Origin of the sequence: Nostoc sp. C110, assembly GCF_043099725.1 — a bacterium.
GTDB classification, from domain to species: Bacteria; Cyanobacteriota; Cyanobacteriia; order Cyanobacteriales; family Nostocaceae; genus Nostoc; species Nostoc muscorum_A.
The window spans coordinates 3,961,349-3,982,010 of the sequence record NZ_CP171148.1; the positions used below are offsets into that span (position 1 = coordinate 3,961,349).

The following is a 20,662-nucleotide window of genomic DNA, read 5'->3' on the forward strand; positions in this document are numbered from 1 at the left end:
CACAGAGTAAAGAGGATATTCGAAAGAATGCAAGCCTAGAAAAGTTTATTGACTAAGCAGGTGAAACCTGGTAACAAAGGACTTGTCAACTCATCTTGACTAAATAAAGTAGCTGCTAACTTTAATGCAGCCTGTTCACGTCGATAAACCTCAACTTTTTTCTGTATAGAATCGCAAATCCAATATTCTTGAACCCCTTGCACTGAGTACAGCTTTAGCTTTGTTTCCCTGTCACGTTTCTCGTTTTTTTCACCGGGAGATAAAACTTCTATTACTAACTCTGGTGCGCCGGTGAGGTGTCCAGCTTCATCTAGCAAGTATTTTAAGCGTTCATGACTTGCCCACACCACATCAGGGATCACATTGTCAGAATCTGAGAAAATGATTCCAGGTGCGATGTCTACGACGGGCTACGCCTACGCAGCTTTACCTAAACCAGTTTCATCTGACCAAATCTTAAGAACTGTAGCAATATTTACACAGCTTGCTTGATGATCCCAACTAGGTGATTTAGTCACAAATAGTTCTCCATCAATAATCTCATAGCGATTTCTGCGTTCACGAAGTGTCTCGGAACGAGAATCGCCAGCGAATAACTCTAGGTCATCTGTCGTCCAACGCACTGGAGTTGTTTGCATAGAAACCCCCTAGCATTTTCTTAAATCATATTTTAAAAATACCGACGGCGGGCGGAATGTCGCAAATAGCGATAAATGCCCCAAGCTAAAACTCCAAAAAAGAGATTTAACAAAAATCGACTAAATATAAACCACAAAATATAACTGTCAAAAAGCTTGGACGGATTCAAAGGAATAATTTTATTGGCTAAGAGAAACAGCCCAAAAATAGCATTTCCACCCAGCACGAGGGCAAAAAGCACTAAACCCCTCTGCCAGTAACGTCGCTGGGGTGTACGTTCTGAAATCAGGGTAATTACAGGTTTACCTTGCACTTTTCGCAGTAATTGTTCTAATCGCCAAAACATCCACAAGAGAAACGGAAATAAACCATAATTAAGGAAACATAGCGCTGGTGAGTAACTGCAAGCACTAGATAGAATATTAACTAGGGCATGACAAATCACAGAATTCAGCCAAGCCAGAAAAATGAACTTCCTGTCTTGATGTAACCGATTTTTAGACGAAATATACATTCCCAAGGCATATCCCCAAGGCGCAGAGAACATGGCATGGACTGGCGTGCTAATAGTACGCCCAAGAATTGATCCTGTATTGTGAAAAAGATAAATCCAGTTCTCTTCGGCGGTAAATCCAAGGGCAACGGCTATGGTGAAGAGGAAAACAGTTGAGGGAAGTAATCGATACGTGCGTTGCAAATAATAGGTTGGTACAACAACCCCTGCTAACTTGCAGCCTTCTTCAATTGAACCTACTTCCACAAGCTGCCGCAAGATTGCACCAGGGAGCGATCGCTTGATCCGTTCCCAGTCTACAACCCAATTGGCTACAGTTTCAAAATTCCATTCAAGTCTAAGGGCTAAAATACCAGATATTGCCCCGATGCCAAAGAACATCAGTAACTTTAACAGAGGTGGGGCAAATGGTACTCGATAGTAGTAGTAGCCTAGCAGCAGCAAGGGTGGTATTGCTGACCACAGCAGTAGAGAAAAATCAACCACTCACCTGAGCAATTACTGTGCGGTGACGGTGGGTATTGTTGGTAATAGTGGGAGTTTGGAAACCTGCTTCAACAAAGGCTTGCTCAATATCCAAAGCAAAATATTCATCTAAATACGGTTCAGTACTTTTAAGCAAAGTCAAAATGTAGGCTGGCATTTTCTGGTAAACTTCAGACTTGGGATTCATATCCATGATTGCCAAGTAGCCACCTGGACGCAGCACGCGCCGCATTTCAGCTAAAATCTGTCGGGTTGCTGACTGGGGTAATTCGTGACACATCAAGAAAATTGAGACTAAATCAAATGAGGCATCTGGTAGCCCAGTAGATTCGGCTTGGGCATGAAGCCAATTAATTTTAGCTTGGCGTTGTTGGGCGCGGTAGTTGGCAACAGCTAAGAAGTAGGGAGATAAATCCAAGCCTGTAATTTTGGCATGGGGATAAATTTCTTGCATGGTAAATGTACTTAAACCCACACCACAGGCCAAATCTAGGATTTCTTGGGGTTGATTAGGGATTTGCGCTTTGAGGATATCGTGGTAACTTTGGCGCAGTCTAGCATCTCCTTCTGCTCCAGCATCTTGCCAAATTCCAGCATGGACAGTACGAGCAGCAACTTCTAACTCCCAAGCGGCTTTCCAACTGAGGTCTCCGTCTTCGTAGGCATGGAATGGCCGCAAATAGTATTCTGGGTAGGAAAGCTCAGGATTTTGTACTTGAGCTAGATCAGCCTTCCAATCACGCGCTTGTAGTGTTTCGACTTCTTGCGTCCAAGGCACACCAATTCTCTCGGCACGTTTAATCATCATTTGACGGGCTTGATGTTTGGCTAGGTTGGCTAAAGGCTTGATTGCCAGTACGCCATTTACCAAGCGGGAAGCGAAGCCAGGAGTCGTTTTTACAGTAGCAGTCATAAATTAATTTGCGTTCACAGCTTTTTTACTTATGACATAATTGCTGGACGGCAGTCTAGAAATGAATTGAATTATATAACGATGTCATGGAATTTTGATATGGAAAATTTTGGTGTGATTTGTTTTTCCAGAGAATCACACTGTTCTCTAATTTATACACTTCATTGAAGATTGACAAAATCTATCTCAACAGAGAGGGAAAAAAGTTGAGCGCCATATAAAAAAAGACTACAACTAACTTATTGAGTCTCAAGTATGGCAAGAGCAAGAAGAGCAAGTGGCTTTTTAAGGGATTTTCAAGAATTTGCTTTCAAAGGTAATGTGATTGACTTAGCGATCGCAGTCATCATCGGTACTGCCTTCAGCCGGGTTATCACCTCCTTTGTTGAGGATGTGATTATGCCATTGATTAACCCTTTGATTAGCGTGAGTGGCAAAGAATGGAGAACTATCACCATAGGCCCAGGAATTGCGATCGGTCAATTTCTTGGCGCAATCATTGACTTTTTAACCATTGCCTTAATTTTATTTGTAGCAATTCGCGCCTTACAAAAATTGAAGAGGCAAGAGGATGTTCCCGTAGAATCCCTACCATCAGACGCTAATGTCATAGCTCAGGAAAGGCTGACTGGGGCGTTGGATAGACTGAGCCAGACATTGGAATCTCGGAATAATCAAGTTTTGTAAGTGGGAGCAAGGGGAGTAAAAGGGAAAGAGGTTATTTTTAATTCTCCCCCTTGTTCCCCGCCCTTGTGCCCAATCCCCTATTTTGCAGAAGGCTTGAGAGCTAACAACATCTCTAATTCACTGGTGGATTTATCGGGGCTATTAGCAGTAAAGCCAAGACCACGAATGGAATTGAGGATGGTGATGGTATTGGCATCAGATGAAATTAAACTATTGACCAGGGGCACAGTTTTAGTTTTATCCATATCCAGGTAGAAATAGCCGCCGTTGGGCTTTTGCAAAGAACCAGTAACGGCTTTGAAAGCGTCGCTATTATTAAGAGATTGATTCTTGCGATCGCTGATTGCGTCAGCAATTGGGCCACCAAGAGCCACAAATACAGTATCTTGATCCAGCCAACCATGCGCCAATAAAGCTCCCTGCTTGGGGATTTGCCATTCAGTTACGTCTTTACCACCAATATTTCTATTGGCAATGTTGATTTGTTGTACTTTGGCCAAAGTATCCAATTTTGTCAAGGTGGCTTCGGCTGTTTTGCGATCGCTAGTGTCAAATACTAAAGCACCTCCAAAACCAACACTGGCTAACACTCCTTGATTGGATGGAATAGCACCAAAGGCAAATTCCCCATTCATCCAACCAAAAATATCCTTATCCAGGTCAATATTGGCAATTTTCACTTGTCCTCGTGCTTGTTCCAGGGCCTGCTTCATTTCTGGATAATCTTTTGACTGTTCTACTAAGGTTTCCCAGCCACGGCTGATGCCATTTCCGCTAATCAGAGCAAAGGTATCAGTAGGAAATTGCCCGACTATATTTCCCGGACTTGATTGATACTGGAATTTATTCAGCTGCGGATCTAAATTAGCGATCGCTTTTACCCGCACTCCCGCATCATCAACACCAACACCCGCTACCACAGATTTTATCTGCTTCAGTTGCGCCAAGGCTTGTGGAGGTAACTGCTTTGCTTGCTGATTTCCGGCAGTTAACTGCTGTACCATACCTGCATAGTCTGGTACATAAATTTGGGCGAGGCTATTTTTAACATCCACTCCTTTACTGAGAATGCTACTTGCGCCTTCTTTACTAGCAAAAGAAGACTGTCCCTTAAAGGTGTCAATTGCTTTTTCTACAGCTTGCTTTTCGGGGGCTAATATCAAGTGACTATTATTTAAAACTACGCTATATGTCGGCTTGCCATTTTCTGTAGTTTCAAGAATTTTTTGACCTTGGTAGTCAGATTCCTGAGATTTCACCCCTTTTTGTGACTTCAATTTATTAGCAAAATTCAAGGCACTGATTTTATCCTTGATTCCCACTACTATCAGGATATTTGATTCCTGCTGTAAATTTGTTGGTACATTAGGTGCCCCGGAAGGCACTTTTAACTGTGCAGGTTTCACAGAATTTGGTGGTAGTACAGCAATCATCACACCACCAACCCAAGGCTTTATGTCTTTTTCATAAGAAACGTTACCGTCACTGAACATTTGCTTATTGAAATCTTCCAGACCTTTTGCCACTAACTTTTGTGCTTCTGGAGTGCCAAATTGCTGTAACTTTGCCCAAGCTTGAGGGTCAGTAGTAATATAAGTTGCCATCAATGCTGTTGAAGGTACTAATTTGGCACTGCCGAGAGCGTCTGAGCTACTTCCTGATGGGCCTTTCAAATACATATAAGCCGCGATACTTCCTGCTACAACGAGAGCAGCACCAACCGCAGGAATGAAAAACTTTGATTTACTTTCGGGCATTTTATTATCCTCTTTTGCTCAGATTGTCACCGAGATTTATACAAGTGTCACTGTAGAGTTTTCGGATTTATTAATAATTTCCGCTCATCGATCGGTATTTACTGATAAAATTAGTAGTCCTATAAGCTAGCAGTCTCAAATAATTACCCTAAAAAAGACTCCAAGGGAATGAGGAGCGAATCCGCAAATGATATGCTGTTCATCTCAAATAAAATAGCCTGCTCAACAGCAGCAAGTTATCCTAAGTTATAAGAACAATTAGGAGTATTTGTACTTAATGAGAATCTATCGAGGTGCAAGAGACACTTGACTCGATGACAAAAAAGTGCAAAACATCAGTAAAAGGAAATGCGGGAGGGATATGGAAAAAAGTCCCAGGATCGATAGTCGATCTTCGGAAACTTGGGTGAGATTAATTTCAATCCTCCAATCCCCAATGGGAATCTTAACCCCCATACTGCCCTATTGATTTGGGAAATACAGATACCGCTATTTTGCTTAATTACATCTAGCCAAGCCAGACTTTTCAGGATTACAAGGTCAGTAAGGATCAATGTCGAAGTCTTATTTTGATACAGATAATAACGGACACAAACCTTTTGAGTTACCGGGAGCAAGACCACACTACAATCCCGATCGCCCCGGACAGGTGGAGCATATTTTTCTCGATCTCAGCTTAGATATCCCTAAAAAAAGCTATCAGGGCAGTTGTAGCATTCGCCTCTTGCCAATCCGTAATGGCATTGACCGTTTGACTTTGGATGCTGTCAACCTGAATATCGAGTCTGTGCAGGTGGACGATGTGCCACAAAATTTTGACTACGATGGGGAACAGCTTTCTATCCAACTTTCTGAGACGACTCAGATTGGTAAACGCTTGCTGATTGCGATCGCCTACTCGGTGGAAAAACCGCAACGCGGCATTTATTTTATCCAACCAGATAAGCATTATCCAAACAAGCCCACTCAAGTTTGGACTCAGGGAGAAGACGAAGACTCCCGGTTTTGGTTCCCCTGTTTTGACTATCCAGGACAATTGTCTACTTCCGAAATTCGCGTTCGTGTCCCCAACCCCCTCGTGGCGATTTCCAACGGCGAACTGATTGACACCACAGAAGATGGTGATTATAAAATCTACCATTGGTTACAGCAACAAGTTCATCCTACCTACTTGATGACTTTGGCAGTAGGTGACTTTGCCGAAATTCAGGATGAGTGGAAGGGTAAACCAGTTACCTACTACGTAGAAAAGGGGCGGGAGGAAGATGCTAAACGTAGCATGGGCAAAACTCCCCGGATGATCGAATTTTTGAGCCAAAAGTATGGTTATCCATATCCTTTCCCGAAATATGCCCAGGTTTGTGTAGATGACTTCATCTTTGGCGGGATGGAAAACACCTCCACAACCTTGTTAACAGATAGATGTTTGCTGGATGAACGCGCCGCTTTAGATAACCGCAACACCGAAAGTTTAGTCGTCCACGAACTCGCCCACCAGTGGTTTGGTGATTTGGTGGTGATTAAGCATTGGTCTCATGCTTGGATTAAGGAAGGAATGGCTTCCTATTCTGAGGTGATGTGGACAGAACAGGAATATAGTCTAGAAGAAGCAGCTTACTATCGTTTTTTAGAAGCTCGTCGTTACATTAGTGAAGATAGCAGCCGCTACCGTCGCCCGATGGTAACACATGTTTACCGCGAAGCTATTGAACTTTACGATCGCCATATCTACGAAAAAGGGTCTTGTGTTTATCACATGATTCGCGCCCAATTGGGAGATGAATTATTTTGGCAGGCTATTCAAACATTTGTCCAAGATAATGCCCACAAAACTGTAGAAACTATAGATTTACTCAGGGCGATTGAAAAAGCTACTGGACATAATCTTTTGTTTCTCTTTGACCAATATGTTTATCGTGGCGGCCATCCCGATTTTAAGGTAGCTTACTCTTGGGATGGAGATGCTAAGTTGGCAAAAATTACGGTAACTCAAACCCAAGCTGCTGAAGGTAACAATAGCAGTAAGGATTTGTTTGATTTAAAAATACCTATTGGTTTTGGCTATACCCAACAAGAAGTGAGAAGTGAGGAGTTAGGAGTTAAAAATAATTCCAAACTCACAACTTCTAACTCACAACTCAAAGTTTTTGTAGTACGGATAAATGAACGAGAACAAAGTTTCTATTTTCCCCTAGAAAATAAGCCCCAATATATCAGCTTTGATGTTGAGAATAATTACCTAAAAACAGTAGCTTTAGAGTATCCAATAGCAGAGTTAAAAGCACAATTAGAATCTGATCCCAACCCAATTTCGCGCATCTATGCAGCAGAAGCTTTAACGAAAAAAGGCGGGTTAGAAGCAACAAAAGCACTATCTGCGTCCCTCAAAAATGACCCATTGTGGGGTGTGCGGGTGGAAGTGGCAAAACAACTAGCCAAAATTAATTTAGACCAAGCTTTTGATGGCTTAGTTCTGGGATTAAAAGATAAAAATGCTTATGTGCGACGATCTGTAGTGGAAGCACTTGCTCAAATCAAAACTGCTGAAAGCTATAAAGTTGTAAGAGGGTTGTTGCAAAAGGGCGATCCTAGCTACTACGTGGAAGCTGCTGCTTCTCGTGTGATTGGCGCGATCGCATCTGCAAACTTGGAAGAAAAACCCAAGGAAGATAAGGTACTAAAGCAACTCAAGGGCATTTTAGAAGAAAAGGCGGGTTGGAATGAAGTAGTGCGGAGTGGTGCGATCGCTGGTTTAGCTGAATTTAAAACCTCGGAAGCAGCTTTAAATCTACTACTCGAATACACCAAAATCGGTGTACCACAACCTCTACGTTTAGCCACAATTCGCGCTTTAGGAAAGATTTCTGTAGGTCAAAATCCGGTTAATTTGGAACGGATTTTAGAAAAATTAGCAGAACTAGCCAAAGAAACCTTCTTTTTAACGCAAGTGTCGGTAGCAGCAGCATTGGGACAAATGGAAACACCTAAAGCAGTCGGAATTTTGCGATCGCTAGCGGAACAAACAGCCGATGGGCGTGTCCGTCGCAATGCTGAAGAAGAAATTTCCAGGGTGCAAAAGAACATCGGTTCAGAAAAAACCCTCCGTCAATTGCGTGAAGATTTCGACCAACTCAAACAACAAAACCAGGAATTGAGAAGCCGTTTAGAAAACTTGGAGGCCAAATCTAAATAGCAGCAGATGATAGTTAAAAGTTGGTAATTGGTAATTGTGGTAAAACCACTACCAATTACCAAATTTATAGCACTTGTAAATAACAATTTTGTTATGACTCGCGGGTTGATCTTTCCACCTAACTATACAATTTGCCCTGCAAGAAATCGAACAGATAGATGGGCAGGTTATAAATTGCTAATTTTCGAGCGTGAGGAATAACCTTGTTTGCTGTTAGACATATATATAGGACTCACATTTGATTTTTCAACAAAACTCAGTACACCTTTATTCGTTCTTCTCAGTCCCCAATCCCCAGTCCCTTACCTCTACGAGTGATTCAGAAATCAAATATGATTGCTATATATACCTTATGATTATTTTGCTTCTATGCCCGCAAGTTGGTTATTAGTAATACGCTCAATAAACTCAAGGCTGCACTAATGATAAACATAAACGTATATCCCGTAGCAGTGGCGATCGCACCACTCAGAACTGAAGCAGCAATTCCACCAATGTATACTACTGACACCTGAAATGTATAATCAGTAGCGGCTGTTGCAGGTTCGCATTTATCCATCATGGCACTTAGTAATGCGGTATATGCCATACTTTGAGCTGCATTGACTGTTATACTCACAGCATACAACACAGGTAAACTACTGATACCAATTGCAGGTATAATATACAAAAGAGTCATTATGCTAGCGGCAAAGCCAAATAGAGCTAGAGAACGTAATCTTCCCAAGTGGGTAATCAAAACTCCTGCAATCAAAGCACTAACAATACGGACACTGTAACTGACAATACCCAACATTAAGCCAATATCTGAGAGCGACAAACCTCTATCAACAAAAAGTGGACGAAGCATTGTACCTGACATCATTTCGCCTCCCATATATAGCAATACTACGAAAAGCCACGGTAATGCTTTGGGACGCGAGAGAAAGTTGATAAAAGGTTGAAAATAAGATTTAAAAAAGTTTGATTTCTGAGATTTCTTACTAATTTTTTCTTTATATAATATTACTGGAATTAAAGTCAGAAAAATTACAACTGACATGATTATCAAGCTATACCGCCAGCCGATTCTATCTAGTAAAATCAGCGCTCCACCTCCACCAATAATAGCGCCAAAAACATTTCCCCCAGCTTGAATAGCGTTTCCTAATCCTCTTTCTCGCGGTTCGAGTAAATTTACTGCTAACGCATCAGTTGCAATGTCTTGGCTGGCGGAGAATAAAAAAGCGAGAAACATACAAAAAACTAAGATATTGAAATTCTCTTGAATATCAATAAATCCACATCCAAATGTTACAAGTGCTAACAAAACTTGAAAACAGATAATCCAACCGCGATAATGTCCTAACTTTGGCAAACTGTAGCGGTCAATAAAAGGCGACCACAGAAATTTTAACGCTGAGGGAAGAATGAGAAAACTTAACAACCCGATAGCATCCAGCGACATATTTTGCTGTCGCATAAAAACAGGTACGGTTTGGATAAAAAAGGTTGTGGGAATGAATTGAGTAGTATAAAGCGCGGCGAGTAGGATTAATTTAGCAAGCATGGCAATGTGCAGAGAATAAAAAATCAAAAATAGCGATGGGAAAGTTAAAGAAGAATTCAGAAGCCAGAATGGGCTACGCCCCGCTGCGCTAACAGGAGTCAGAATCAATTAGTGGTGGGTCTGAATACCCGACTAATTGAATACCACTAAATCTTTTCTTTCAGAGAGGCTGCGCGTAGCTTGCTTCCCCGTAGGGGTACGATAAGCACGGGTATCTTAAACCCATTTATTCAGACGCTCTCTACGAGACGCTGCGCGAACGCGGACTCGCTAACGCTGCGCTATCCACCAGTCGTACAAAATTCAATTCTGAATTCTGACTCCTGACTCCTGAATTCTGTTTTGATAATTTTCCCATCGCTACAACAATTAAATTAGAAATTAGCTTTAACTTGCACGCCATAGGTCACGGGATCGCCAAATCCTGCGGTTCCATCCGGTACTGGGAATAAGTATCCAGAGGTGATGTAGCGAGTATCAAACAAGTTATTTGCATATAAATAAATGCCATATTTCTCAGCTTCATAACCGATGCGGGCATTAACTAAGGCATAAGGTTCTTGCTTGATTTGGTTCGCATCATCAAAATAAGTAATCCCATAACCACGCAATTCTGCACGAGCAAATAAGCCGGACTGACTGCGATATTGAGCAGCTAAATTATAGGTAAATTGTGGGGATAGGGGAACTTGATTATTGCTTAGGTCTACACCTGTATCGGAATTTAGGTAGTTTTTATATATACTATCTACATAACCAACTGATGCAGTTAAATCGAATCCCTTAGCTGGTTTGGCTTTCAGTTCAAATTCTACTCCTGTGGCTTTCAGGTCAACATTACTAACTCTGCCAAAAAACCCACTCTCGTCATATTGCAAAACTTGATAGTTATTTACATCATTGTGAAAGACTGATAGGTTGGCAATTAAACGATCGCTCAACCAAGAAGATTTCAAACCGATTTCATAACTCCAGGTTTTTTCTTCTCCAAATCGCAGTTCTGCTTCGCTATTGGCGCGATAGTTTAATCCACCCGGTCTGTAACCTTTAGCAATAGTTACGTATCCCATTAAATTAGGATTGAATTGATATTTCAAACCGAAGCGGGGAATCAATTCATTGTTGCTGACTTTTTCATTGTTAAATGCCGGACGCTGGGGAGTGAGAGTTCCGTCAGCGTTTACTAAATCATAAGTACTATCTGAAGATGCATCACTAGATTCGTAACGTAAACCAGCAAATACAGTTAATGCTTCTATAAGCTGATAATCTACTTGTCCAAATACTGCATAGGTTTGACGATAATCGTCTCCAGTACGTCTAAATCTTCCAAATCCAGGAAAGTCGGTTTGAGCATCGCCAACGTTAAAGTCACGAGATTCGTAGTAACTACCTAACAACCATTGAAAACGCTTTGCCGTTTCCGGAGATTGGAAACGTAATTCCTGCGTCCATAATGTGGAATCAATACCATCAATAATTTGTACCGCTCCTGTGCTTCCCGGAACAACGTTTTCTTGACGGGTAAAACGACGTGCGGTGATAGATGTGGCTCGGAAACCCTCACCGTTGTAACCGATTTTAAAAGCTTGGGTATTTGTATCTAGCTTACTGTATCCTTCGGTTTGTAAATTAACCTCGAATGGGTCACTAGGATTTAGCTTGTTGTAGGTTGGATTACCGTCATCTGTAAAGCTGTTATAGCTATTAAAAGATACTGTCCAATCCGGTGTAGGTGTCCACAGGAGTTGCGCTCGTGCAGCTAGGCGCGATCGCTCGCCTATTTCATTACCTGTGGCTAGGTTCCTAATAAATCCATCCTGTCCTCTGTAAGCTCCCGCAATTCTCAGTGATAGTTTATCGTCAACCAAAGCATCGTTGAGAGAGAATTGCAATTCGCGGCTGTTATATCTACCGTAACTTGCACTAATTCGTGTTTGTGGTTCTGGCGTTGCTTGTCTGGAAGTGATATTGACGACCCCACCAGAACTATTTCGCCCGTATAGCGTACTTTGAGGGCCTCTTAGCACTTCTATTTGTTCTAGATCGAGTAAAGCCAAGTCTAAAAAGCCGTTATAGTCAATTGGAATATCATCGATGTAAAAGGCTACGCTATCCTGAGCAGTAAGGAAATTTTGATTGTTCAAACCCCGCAAACTGTAATTACTAAACTCTGTACCGCCGGAAGATGTGGGAAGAAAGTTAAAGTTGGGTGTTTGATTGGCAATATCAATCAAAGAATCGATGTTAGCATCTTCTATTTCCTGACGCGGTATTACCGTAACACTAATGGGTACATTCTGTGCATTTTCTGGTCGTTTTTGGGCGGTAACAGTTAGTTCAATATCTGGTTCATTAGGTTTTTGGCTATCGGCTGATGGTTGAGTTTCAGGTGTTGTTGGTGTCACCCCTAAAACTAAACCTTCATCGCTGTCAAATAGTTCGACTTTTGGGGCTTGTGTTGTCCCCACTACAGTAATTTGGATACTATTTGCATCCTGGTTTGCCGCCAATACTTCCGTAATTCCCGCAACTGGCTTTTCTTGACGGAAGGTATTACCACTTGCGAAACGCAGTTGTGCATTGGGAATATTTGCAATAAAGCTATTACCTTCTATTTTAGCTGTGGCTTGCAGCTTGTCAGATGCAGATGTTTCTAAAACAACTTCTAATCCACTAGCCATCTGATTCAACTTTATCCCTGTTACTAGAATAGTAGACTCCTCTTGTTGAGCTAGCCACTCCTTGACACTTGTGTGAGGAAGCTTAATATCTGAAAGTTGGGGAATTTGATCTTCTTTTGTGACAGCTAAAGCTTGTTGATTTATAAATATGGTAAGTATGATAGCTAATCCTAAATTTCCCAGTAGATACAGTTTCCTCATTTAATCCTCACGCCAAAAAAGTAATCTCAAATTGTCAATAAAAGTTGACAGTATTAAAGCTATTAGTAGCAAATAGACTAAAGCGTTTATGTACTAAATTGTTTGGCTTTGTGGTAAATGTGTCAAATGACAAACTGTCAAACTTCTAAATTGCGTTTTAGCTTGAAAATAGGTGTCGGGGTGTAAGCAATACGGTTCAATTAGGGTTTTTTGATAAAAATTCTAAATCACAAAGACGCGATAAATCGCCGTCTCTACAATAATCAATCCTTCGTATTGACGGCGATTTATCAAGTCTCTTGGCTTAACCGAACCGTGGGGGTGCAATGAGTTGGAGTTATATTTTTTGTCTAGTTTTCTACCATAAATATCTCAAATCCTTATTATCATAATTTTTATTAATTTACTTATTTATTGAACAAAAAATCAAATAGCAAAAGCTTGTATATACTATTTTATACTCTTAATATCCATAGAATAGCTACACTGAAAACTCCTGCCATGCAAGCTCATAAAGAATTGGTATAAAGCATATATGGAAAAATCAGCAAATTCTAGTCAGAATCAAGTTCCTCTCTGGAAACCACTAACTGTACGCAACTTCTTACTTCTGTACATCGGTGAAACTGTTTCACTTCTAGGCGACCAGTTTTACATAATTGCATTACCTTGGTTAACAATACAGCTAACTAACTCTGGTATTACCCTAAGTACAGTGTTAATGAGTGCAGCAATTCCCCGTGCTGTTTTGATGCTATTTGGTGGTGTGGTGAGCGATCGCTTTTCACCACGATTAGTTATGTTTGTTTCCAATGCTTTACGTGGATTGCTAATTGTTTTATTTGCAATAATTGTTGCGCTTAAAATCACCCAACTATGGCATATTTACTTATTTGCTGTGAGCTTCGGAATATTTGATGGCTTTTTTATACCTGCATCTAAATCAATTATACCCAGTCTTGTATCAAAAGAACAGTTAATAGCAAGTAATACCTTGAGCCAAGGAACTTCCCAACTAATTTTGCTGATTGGGCCGGCTTTGGGTGGTTTGCTGATTGCAACTGCTGGTATTGAAGTAGCATTTGTAATTGATGGGATAACTTTCGCCATCACAACTATCACGCTTTTGCTGATGAAGGGAACAACAGCAAAAGCAATAGCATTGAATGGGGAATTAAATCAAAATTCTGCTTCAAGTAAAAAAACTATGAATTTGATTGCTGGTATGCGTGAAGGATTTGACTACGCATGGCACAATCAGCCTCTGAGAATCTTTTTGCTGGTAATGGTAATCCTCAATTTTCTCTTTATTGGGCCATTACAAGTTGGCATGACTTCACTGGCTCATAGTCGCTTCCCCGGTGGTGCAGTGGCTTTAGGAATATTGCAATCAGCTTGGGGTGGTGGTGGGTTAGTTGGGACACTCACACCTCAATTTGTCAAAAATCTTCCCAACCTCGGAGTTTTACTGCTGACTATTGCGAGTATTCAAGGCTTTGGTTTATTTTTACTTGGCTTTATTGGCAATATAGGACTAGCTAGTATCACAATTGCAGTGCTGGGATTTTGCAGTTGTATTTTTACTGTGGTAGGAATTACTTGGATTCAGAAACAAACCCAACCTGAAATGTTAGGAAGAGTTATGAGTTTGGGAATGTTTTCTGCCTTTGGTGTTGCTCCTATTTCCTTTGCTTTAGCTGGTTTCTTAGTTAATTTAAATCTGACTATTCTTTTTACTGTTGCAGGTAGCATTATGCTGATTACGAGTCTTTCTTTGGCAGCAAATCCATCAGTACGTAAGATTAGTTAACTATATAACTTCGGTTTTATTTATGAAATTACCTGTGAAGACTCGGGAATAGGAACTCTTAACAGGAAATTTACCACACCTTCGCAAAAATCAAATATGAGTCCTATATATGAATCCTATTTGATTTTTTAAATATGCGTAGGGTATGTTATACCTCTGGCTAACGCACTGTCCCAAGGGTTTGGTGCGTTACGCTACGCGATCGCACACCCTACCATACTTAAATTTTTTCAGAAATCAAATTGGATTCCTATAGCGCTCTTCTGTCACTTTTCGAGAGGTCGAACGCTAGAAGCCTCATGAAGCAATCAATACAAGCTATACTACTATAAAAAAATGGGCCTTGTAATTGTTATTAGAAAATAATCGTGCCATCGCTTGCTATGCAAAAGCTCTAGAATTCAAAAATGGCAAATGTGTGGTGTGGATTTCAGGTATTAAGCCCTGATTTTTCGACACTTTTTAGGCGATGCCTGCGGCGGGCTACGCCAACGCTATTTATCAAAGGATGATTGATAAAAGCCTGAAACGACGTATTTTCGTTGATGCACAAGATAATAAATTTGTACCGATCGCAGTTTCTTTAAATTTGCATAATCAGATACAGGTACATATTTATATTTATATAAATTCAAGTTAAGAAAAGATAAAATCATCTAAAAGTTGGAGAAGTAGTTGTAGTTTTATAAAGTATAATTAAGAAAAAGATAAACAAAATGTAGGCAGTAACAAATGCTAAAATTGCCTCGAACTCTACCCTTTGGGGATAGTGTTCTAGTTGTTTTAGATAGAAGACTACCGCTATCCTGCAACTTACAACTAACTTGTGGGTCAGGAGAAAAACACTCATTGTAAATTTTTCAGTTGAAGAGGCAAATAAAGGCGTGGGTCAGTATCAAGCTACTCAGCTAAAGCTCTATAATCCAGATGCGATCGCTCGCTATTATAGTTACCGTCCTTGGCTAGCCTGGGGGCGACTGCTGAGAATTATCTCCTCTTTTGCAGTATTTATAATCAGTCTAAAGTGGGACGAATGGCAAGACAAAGTTGAGCAGAACAAGGGTAAACGAGCTATCCAGTTGCGAGAACTGCTCACCCGCCTCGGCCCGACTTTTATTAAAGTTGGTCAAGCCCTCTCCACCAGACCTGACTTAATACGTAAGGATTTTCTAGAAGAACTGATCAAGTTACAAGATCAGTTACCACCTTTCGATAATGCGATCGCTTACAAAATTATCGAAACCGAGCTAGATCGTCCAATTGATGAATGTTTTAGCGAACTCTCACCTCACCCAGTCGCAGCAGCTAGCTTGGGTCAAGTATACCGTGGTCGTCTAATCAGTGGCGAAGAAGTCGCAGTGAAGGTGCAACGCCCAAACTTACGCCCAACTCTTACCCGCGACCTCTATTTATTGCGCTGGGGTGCGAGTTGGGTAGCTCCTTGGTTGCCCCTGAATCTCGGTCACGACCTAACTTTAATCGTGGACGAGTTTGGCACGAAGCTATTTGAAGAAATCGACTATATAAATGAAGGCCGCAACGCCGAAAAATTTGCTAGCAATTTCCGTAACGACCCACAAGTTAAAGTTCCAGGAATTTACTGGCGTTATACCAATACCCACGTTTTAACCCTGGAATGGATTAACGGCTTCAAGCTGACGGATACTAAAAGCATCCGCGAAGCAGGTTTAGACCCAGAAGCGATTATCCAAATTGGCGTTACTTCAGGATTGCAACAGCTCCTAGAACACGGCTTCTTTCATGCTGACCCCCATCCCGGTAATCTATTTGCTGTACCCGATGGCCGGATGGCTTATATCGACTTCGGCATGATGGATCAGTTGGAAGAAAACACCAAAGAAACACTGGTAGATGCGCTAGTGCATTTGGTGAATAAAGACTATACCGACTTAGCCGAAGACTTCGTAAAATTAGGATTTCTGACTCCAGACACAAATATTTGCCCGATAGTGCCAGCATTAGAAGCGGTGCTAGGAAACGCCATTGGCAAAAATGTCAAGGATTTTAACTTCAAAACAATTACCGATGAATTTTCGGAACTGATGTACGAATATCCTTTCCGAGTTCCGGCAAAGTTTGCTTTGATTATTCGTTCCTTGGTGACTCAAGAAGGTATTGCCCTGAGCCTCAACCCAGATTTCAAAATTGTGGAAGTGGGTTATCCCTACATAGCACGGCGGTTGCTGACGGGGGAATCGCCGGAGTTACGGCGGCGATTATTGAATGTGTTATTCAAAGATGGTAAATTTCAGTGGCAGCGTTTAGAGAATTTAATTGCGATCGCTCGTAGCGATAACAACTTTGATGTATTGCCCACAGCCCAAATGGGTTTCCAATTTTTAATGTCGGAAGAAGGCAAGTTTCTGCGGCGACAGCTGGTGCTGGCTCTCACTGAAGATGACCGCCTCCACACCGAAGATGTCCAACGCCTGTGGAACCTAGTTAAAGATGACTTAAAACCGGATCGTTTATTAAATGTAGCGATCGGCATTTTAACAAATTTATCTAGAGAAGGCGCGGCGGCTATTTTGCCAAAAGCTACATTTCTAGTGCCTTTTACTGGAAACCAGTCAGCAATTAAAAACTAAAAACCTATAAATCAGGAGTTTTAATAATGTACTATTTTCCTCTACAACCACCCTATTTCCTCTTACTCGTTGGCTTTTTGACAGCATTAACATCTGGTTTAGCATTATCTGGCACTTTGAAAGTAATTGTGCAGAACTGGCCAAGCGAAAAAGCAGAAAATACTGAACCACGTTCCTCTCTAAAACAATTACTTGTGCCATTTATCGGTATCACTGGCGGGACTTGTCTATTTCTGTCTTCAGGCTTAGAAATATTTGGCTTTCCCTCCACGTTGGCTTTAGGAGTCGGTCTACCAATTAGTTTGTTTACTTGTTTATTAGTTTGGTTGCAGTTGGGAAGTATGATGACCTTTATAGAACGTGAAGGGATGCAATCTTTAGATTTAGATTCTTTTTCTTAGATTGATAAAATATGTTTAAGTTATTATTAACTGAACTATCTTGATATAGGAATAAACTTAAATGCTCACCAACTATGGTGAGCATTTATACTTTTGTAGTTAGCTTTTTTCAAGGCTTTAGTATAGATGCAATTAATTCATGTCTTAAAATCTTTTAGGGATTGTATAGAATTTTAGTAATTAGAGAAAAATAGGTACTATTACAGTAGTCAGCCCCTATATTATATATGTGAACATAGTGTTTGATTTAAATCGAAACAATTTGCATGATTCTTCTGTCTCTAAACAAATTTTTAATATTAGTCTCAGTCAAATTTTATTTCAACAATAAAATCTTATGAACCAAGAAAAATCAGACATTTGTTTTTGTACTTTAGCTTTAGGGAAAAGATATCGCTCTCATGCTTTCCTATTAGCTCAAGATATCGAAAAACATTCGCCAGGAGTATATTTAATTGTCCTAACAGATAAGCCAGAAGAATTTAAAATATATCCTAACGTTCTAGCATTTCAACATGAACAACATAGCATTGGTTGTTACCATGATAAAAGGTTTGTAATTGCCAAAGCAATATCACTGTTTAATACTTGTATATTTGTCGATGCAGATATCAGAATATTAGATAAGTTACAACCAGATATAAAATGGCTTCCTGGCATAACAGCAAGAAGTTGTACCAGTATTGTCAAACACAATCAAGAATATATTAATTCAGCAAATGATGATTTCAAGGCAAATAGAGTTAGAGATTTGACCATTCTGAGCAAACTAGCACAAAAACTAGACCTGGATTTAGAAGATACTAATATTCAGTTTGTCATGGAAATGTTATTTGTAGTTACAAGGCAAGATGGGCGGGAAATCGAATTTATTAAGCAATGGGAAACTATTGCACTTTACTGTGAGTTAAATGGTTTTTATAGTGCTGAGGGTTATGCAATAGGATTAGCTGCTGCTAAGGCGGGATTACCAGTTCGATGGGATGCTATGGACGGTATTGTTTATTTCAAGGATTGGGTAGAACGGCAGAAAATCAAAAAGGGACAAGCAAATCCAGATAAAACGCTGATATATTTTCAACAGCACGAAGCGATTGAATACCACAAAAATTCACTTTTCCAAAAGCTATTGCATAAACTAAATAAATTTATTGGTTATTACTATCGGTACTTACGTTTAAGACTTGCGGCATTGAGTAATTTTAATTTTTATCACCGATGAAAATTTTAAAAAATCAACAAGCTGATTTAATTGACATATCTTTACTGAGTTATTAATAACCACTAATTCTATCCTTGAAGTTACGATACTTTAATTTAATATTGTTTACTCTTTGCTGAATAAAACTACTAGTAGATTTTTGCAAAAGCGTTATCTGGCTTGGGCGGGTAAAACTTTGAGGCCGTTTTTCAGGTGATTTTAAATAGCGATAATATAAGAAAACATCACGGTAAGGAATATCTACATCTTCACCTCCACAAAGCCGCACAAAAGCTGAAGAAGACACACTCATATAGTGTAAGTAGGTCAATCTCCGCCCTTGGTCATAGAGGATATTATCTACCACATCAAATTTAGAACTCCAGTGATTACCAGTTGCCTGCTCGCAGTCATGAAAAGCAAAGTTATAATAGGAAATACCACTTCTCAACACCATGTAGTTAAATAAAGATTGGTCAGGTGCTAAAAAAGCCATGACATCTGCCTCACCCGATATTAATTTGCCCATTAAATCGGCTTTTATCGCTGGAGAAAAAATATTTTTCTTGGTTGCAAACCAACCAGCACAAAATACTTTATCTTGCAAGTTTTCTGAATTGAAAATTTTCTGTATTTGCTCTGGTGAACCATCAAAAATAAATTTTAAGTCAGACTTATATTGAAAATCATTGACTACCCAATCAGATGTATCTAATTTTTCATATACATAATCTACTGGCCCCATTAACAAGGTATCTGCATCAAAATAAATAAATCTATCAAAGGGGCCATCCACAGCACAAAATTTGCGGTGCATTGGTAACTCATAGAGTTCTGAAAAACCCCACTCTCGCCAAGTTCTTTGCGCTCTAGGATAATTTTTCCATATCTGAGTCGCAAAGTTATCCCAATAAGCTATGGAATCAGAATCTTCAAATAAGCTGATATTATCTCTAGATGCAATCTCTGCCTTCACCTTATCTAAGCGCTGATTATATGGAAGTATACAAATAGGAATTTTCCTACCAGCATTAGCTTCTATACTGTTGAGCAATGCTACTAGTTGGTCATAGACAACATCATTGGCTAGGATGTAGATACCATCAATCATTGGGATACTCCTAATATTAAGTGCGGGCAGCAACAAAAGGAAATAAACGGCGAGTTAGTTTAGAGATGAAAGCAAATTTCCCCTCATGGAGATAGCGATAGTGTTCCCACAATTGCCAATAGGGACTACCAGTTTTCATCCGTGTACCAGCCCAGTGGAGATATTTTAGTCGTTGTCCTCGGTCATAGAGGGCGTAATCTTGCTGTTGGAAACTTTGTGAACCCGCCCAACTACCAGGCCCACCGCCAGGAATTTTGACGAGATTTCCTCGTTTGGCAATCAGTTTGAGAACAAGATAATTTAAAATTGGCTGGTCTGTAACTCCTTCAGAAAAATCGAAATATTCACGATGCGCTGCACACTCGCGCAAAGCTTCATCCATTTGTTCTTCGGTAATGACTCCTTTTCTTGAAGCCCAAAAGCCACTGTTGAAAACATCTTGAAGTTGGGCATCAGAAAAAATTTGCTGCTCTTTCACAAATGGGGAAAAGATATTTCGTAGTTTGTCATTGGCATGATGGTAATCACAACAGAAGAAATCGACTTCTGAAAGTTTGTCTAAATTGTCGGCGATTTTTTCAAAAACGACAATATCTGTATCAATATAAATAAATTCATCTAAAGGGCCAAACCACGCCACCAGTTTACGCATTTTGTTTGGTAAGGCGAGGAAATCTCGATCAAAAATTTCTCCGATGCGTTTGGTAAATTTATCAATAAGTTCCAAATCGGGGAAAATTTGCACTTTGTGTAAGGTAGAAAGCTGTTCTGCTACCTTGTGATAATTTTCGTTAAATGGTATCAGATAAATAGTTACTTCTGGATCATAGTAACGAATACTATTTAGTAAAGCGATCGCATTATCAATAACACGATCGTTTGCAACAATATAAATTCCCCTGCTCAT

General features: G+C 40.2%; 14 protein-coding genes and 1 pseudogene. 7 read left to right on the forward strand and 8 right to left on the reverse strand.

The window, feature by feature from the left end; genetic code table 11:
* Positions 1 to 35 precede the first annotated feature (35 nt).
* From ACFFRD_RS22395 to ACFFRD_RS22405, 3 genes and pseudogenes are all read right to left on the reverse strand, one after another.
* Positions 36 to 638, reverse strand: a pseudogene (locus ACFFRD_RS22395) (Uma2 family endonuclease).
* A 32-nt stretch (positions 639 to 670) separates the two neighbouring features.
* Complete coding sequence (locus ACFFRD_RS22400) at positions 671 to 1,639, reverse strand: PrsW family intramembrane metalloprotease (protein WP_392477504.1); 969 nt, start codon at positions 1,637 to 1,639, stop codon at positions 671 to 673.
* Complete coding sequence (locus ACFFRD_RS22405) at positions 1,632 to 2,552, reverse strand: class I SAM-dependent methyltransferase (protein ID WP_392477506.1); 921 nt, start codon at positions 2,550 to 2,552, stop codon at positions 1,632 to 1,634. The genes ACFFRD_RS22400 and ACFFRD_RS22405 overlap by 8 nt, the downstream gene beginning before the upstream one ends.
* 255 nt (positions 2,553 to 2,807) lie before the next feature.
* Here ACFFRD_RS22405 and mscL point away from each other — a divergent pair, with 255 nt between their 5' ends.
* The gene (gene mscL / locus ACFFRD_RS22410; protein WP_392477507.1) at positions 2,808 to 3,239 is read left to right on the forward strand and encodes a large conductance mechanosensitive channel protein MscL; all 432 of its coding nucleotides are present in this window, start codon (positions 2,808 to 2,810) and stop codon (positions 3,237 to 3,239) included.
* Positions 3,240 to 3,316: 77 nt separating this feature from the next.
* Here the strand turns inward: mscL and ACFFRD_RS22415 are convergent, their stop codons facing one another.
* Positions 3,317 to 4,996, reverse strand: a complete 1,680-nt coding sequence (locus ACFFRD_RS22415) for a DUF3352 domain-containing protein (RefSeq protein ID WP_114083762.1) — start codon at positions 4,994 to 4,996, stop codon at positions 3,317 to 3,319.
* Between the two features lie 553 nt (positions 4,997 to 5,549).
* Between ACFFRD_RS22415 and ACFFRD_RS22420 the strand changes: the two genes are divergently transcribed.
* Positions 5,550 to 8,189 (forward strand): M1 family aminopeptidase, encoded by a 2,640-nt coding sequence (locus ACFFRD_RS22420; RefSeq protein WP_392477508.1) that lies wholly within the window; start codon positions 5,550 to 5,552, stop codon positions 8,187 to 8,189.
* Positions 8,190 to 8,556: 367 nt separating this feature from the next.
* Here ACFFRD_RS22420 and ACFFRD_RS22425 read toward each other — a convergent pair whose 3' ends face one another.
* Entirely contained in the window at positions 8,557 to 9,738 is a 1,182-nt protein-coding gene (locus ACFFRD_RS22425; protein ID WP_392477510.1) for an MFS transporter, read from the reverse strand.
* Between the two features lie 374 nt (positions 9,739 to 10,112).
* The gene (locus ACFFRD_RS22430; protein ID WP_392477512.1) at positions 10,113 to 12,623 is read right to left on the reverse strand and encodes a TonB-dependent receptor domain-containing protein; all 2,511 of its coding nucleotides are present in this window, start codon (positions 12,621 to 12,623) and stop codon (positions 10,113 to 10,115) included.
* A gap of 535 nt (positions 12,624 to 13,158) precedes the next feature.
* On the opposite strand from ACFFRD_RS22430, the gene ACFFRD_RS22435 reads away from it, so the two are divergent.
* The 5 genes from ACFFRD_RS22435 to ACFFRD_RS22455 all read left to right on the forward strand — a co-directional run bounded on the left by ACFFRD_RS22435 (position 13,159) and on the right by ACFFRD_RS22455 (position 18,665).
* The gene (locus tag ACFFRD_RS22435; protein ID WP_392477513.1) at positions 13,159 to 14,433 is read left to right on the forward strand and encodes an MFS transporter; all 1,275 of its coding nucleotides are present in this window, start codon (positions 13,159 to 13,161) and stop codon (positions 14,431 to 14,433) included.
* 469 nt (positions 14,434 to 14,902) lie between these two features.
* Positions 14,903 to 15,073 carry a hypothetical protein gene (locus ACFFRD_RS22440; RefSeq protein ID WP_392477514.1) on the forward strand — a complete coding sequence of 57 codons (171 nt, stop codon included), beginning with the start codon at positions 14,903 to 14,905 and terminating at the stop codon, positions 15,071 to 15,073.
* Between the two features lie 244 nt (positions 15,074 to 15,317).
* Positions 15,318 to 17,042, forward strand: a complete 1,725-nt coding sequence (locus tag ACFFRD_RS22445; protein ID WP_392477516.1) for an ABC1 kinase family protein — start codon at positions 15,318 to 15,320, stop codon at positions 17,040 to 17,042.
* Positions 17,043 to 17,068: 26 nt separating this feature from the next.
* Positions 17,069 to 17,443, forward strand: coding sequence for a hypothetical protein (locus tag ACFFRD_RS22450; RefSeq protein ID WP_114083765.1), 375 nt, complete (start codon positions 17,069 to 17,071; stop codon positions 17,441 to 17,443).
* A gap of 337 nt (positions 17,444 to 17,780) precedes the next feature.
* Entirely contained in the window at positions 17,781 to 18,665 is an 885-nt protein-coding gene (locus ACFFRD_RS22455) for a hypothetical protein (RefSeq protein ID WP_114083766.1), read from the forward strand.
* A 52-nt stretch (positions 18,666 to 18,717) separates the two neighbouring features.
* On the opposite strand, the gene ACFFRD_RS22460 is transcribed toward ACFFRD_RS22455, so the two are convergent.
* Together ACFFRD_RS22460 and ACFFRD_RS22465 are read right to left on the reverse strand one after the other, a co-directional pair.
* Positions 18,718 to 19,755, reverse strand: coding sequence for an Npun_R2821/Npun_R2822 family protein (locus ACFFRD_RS22460; protein ID WP_392477518.1), 1,038 nt, complete (start codon positions 19,753 to 19,755; stop codon positions 18,718 to 18,720).
* Between the two features lie 16 nt (positions 19,756 to 19,771).
* A complete protein-coding gene (locus ACFFRD_RS22465) occupies positions 19,772 to 20,662 on the reverse strand; it encodes an Npun_R2821/Npun_R2822 family protein (protein WP_114083768.1) in 891 nt (296 codons plus the stop codon).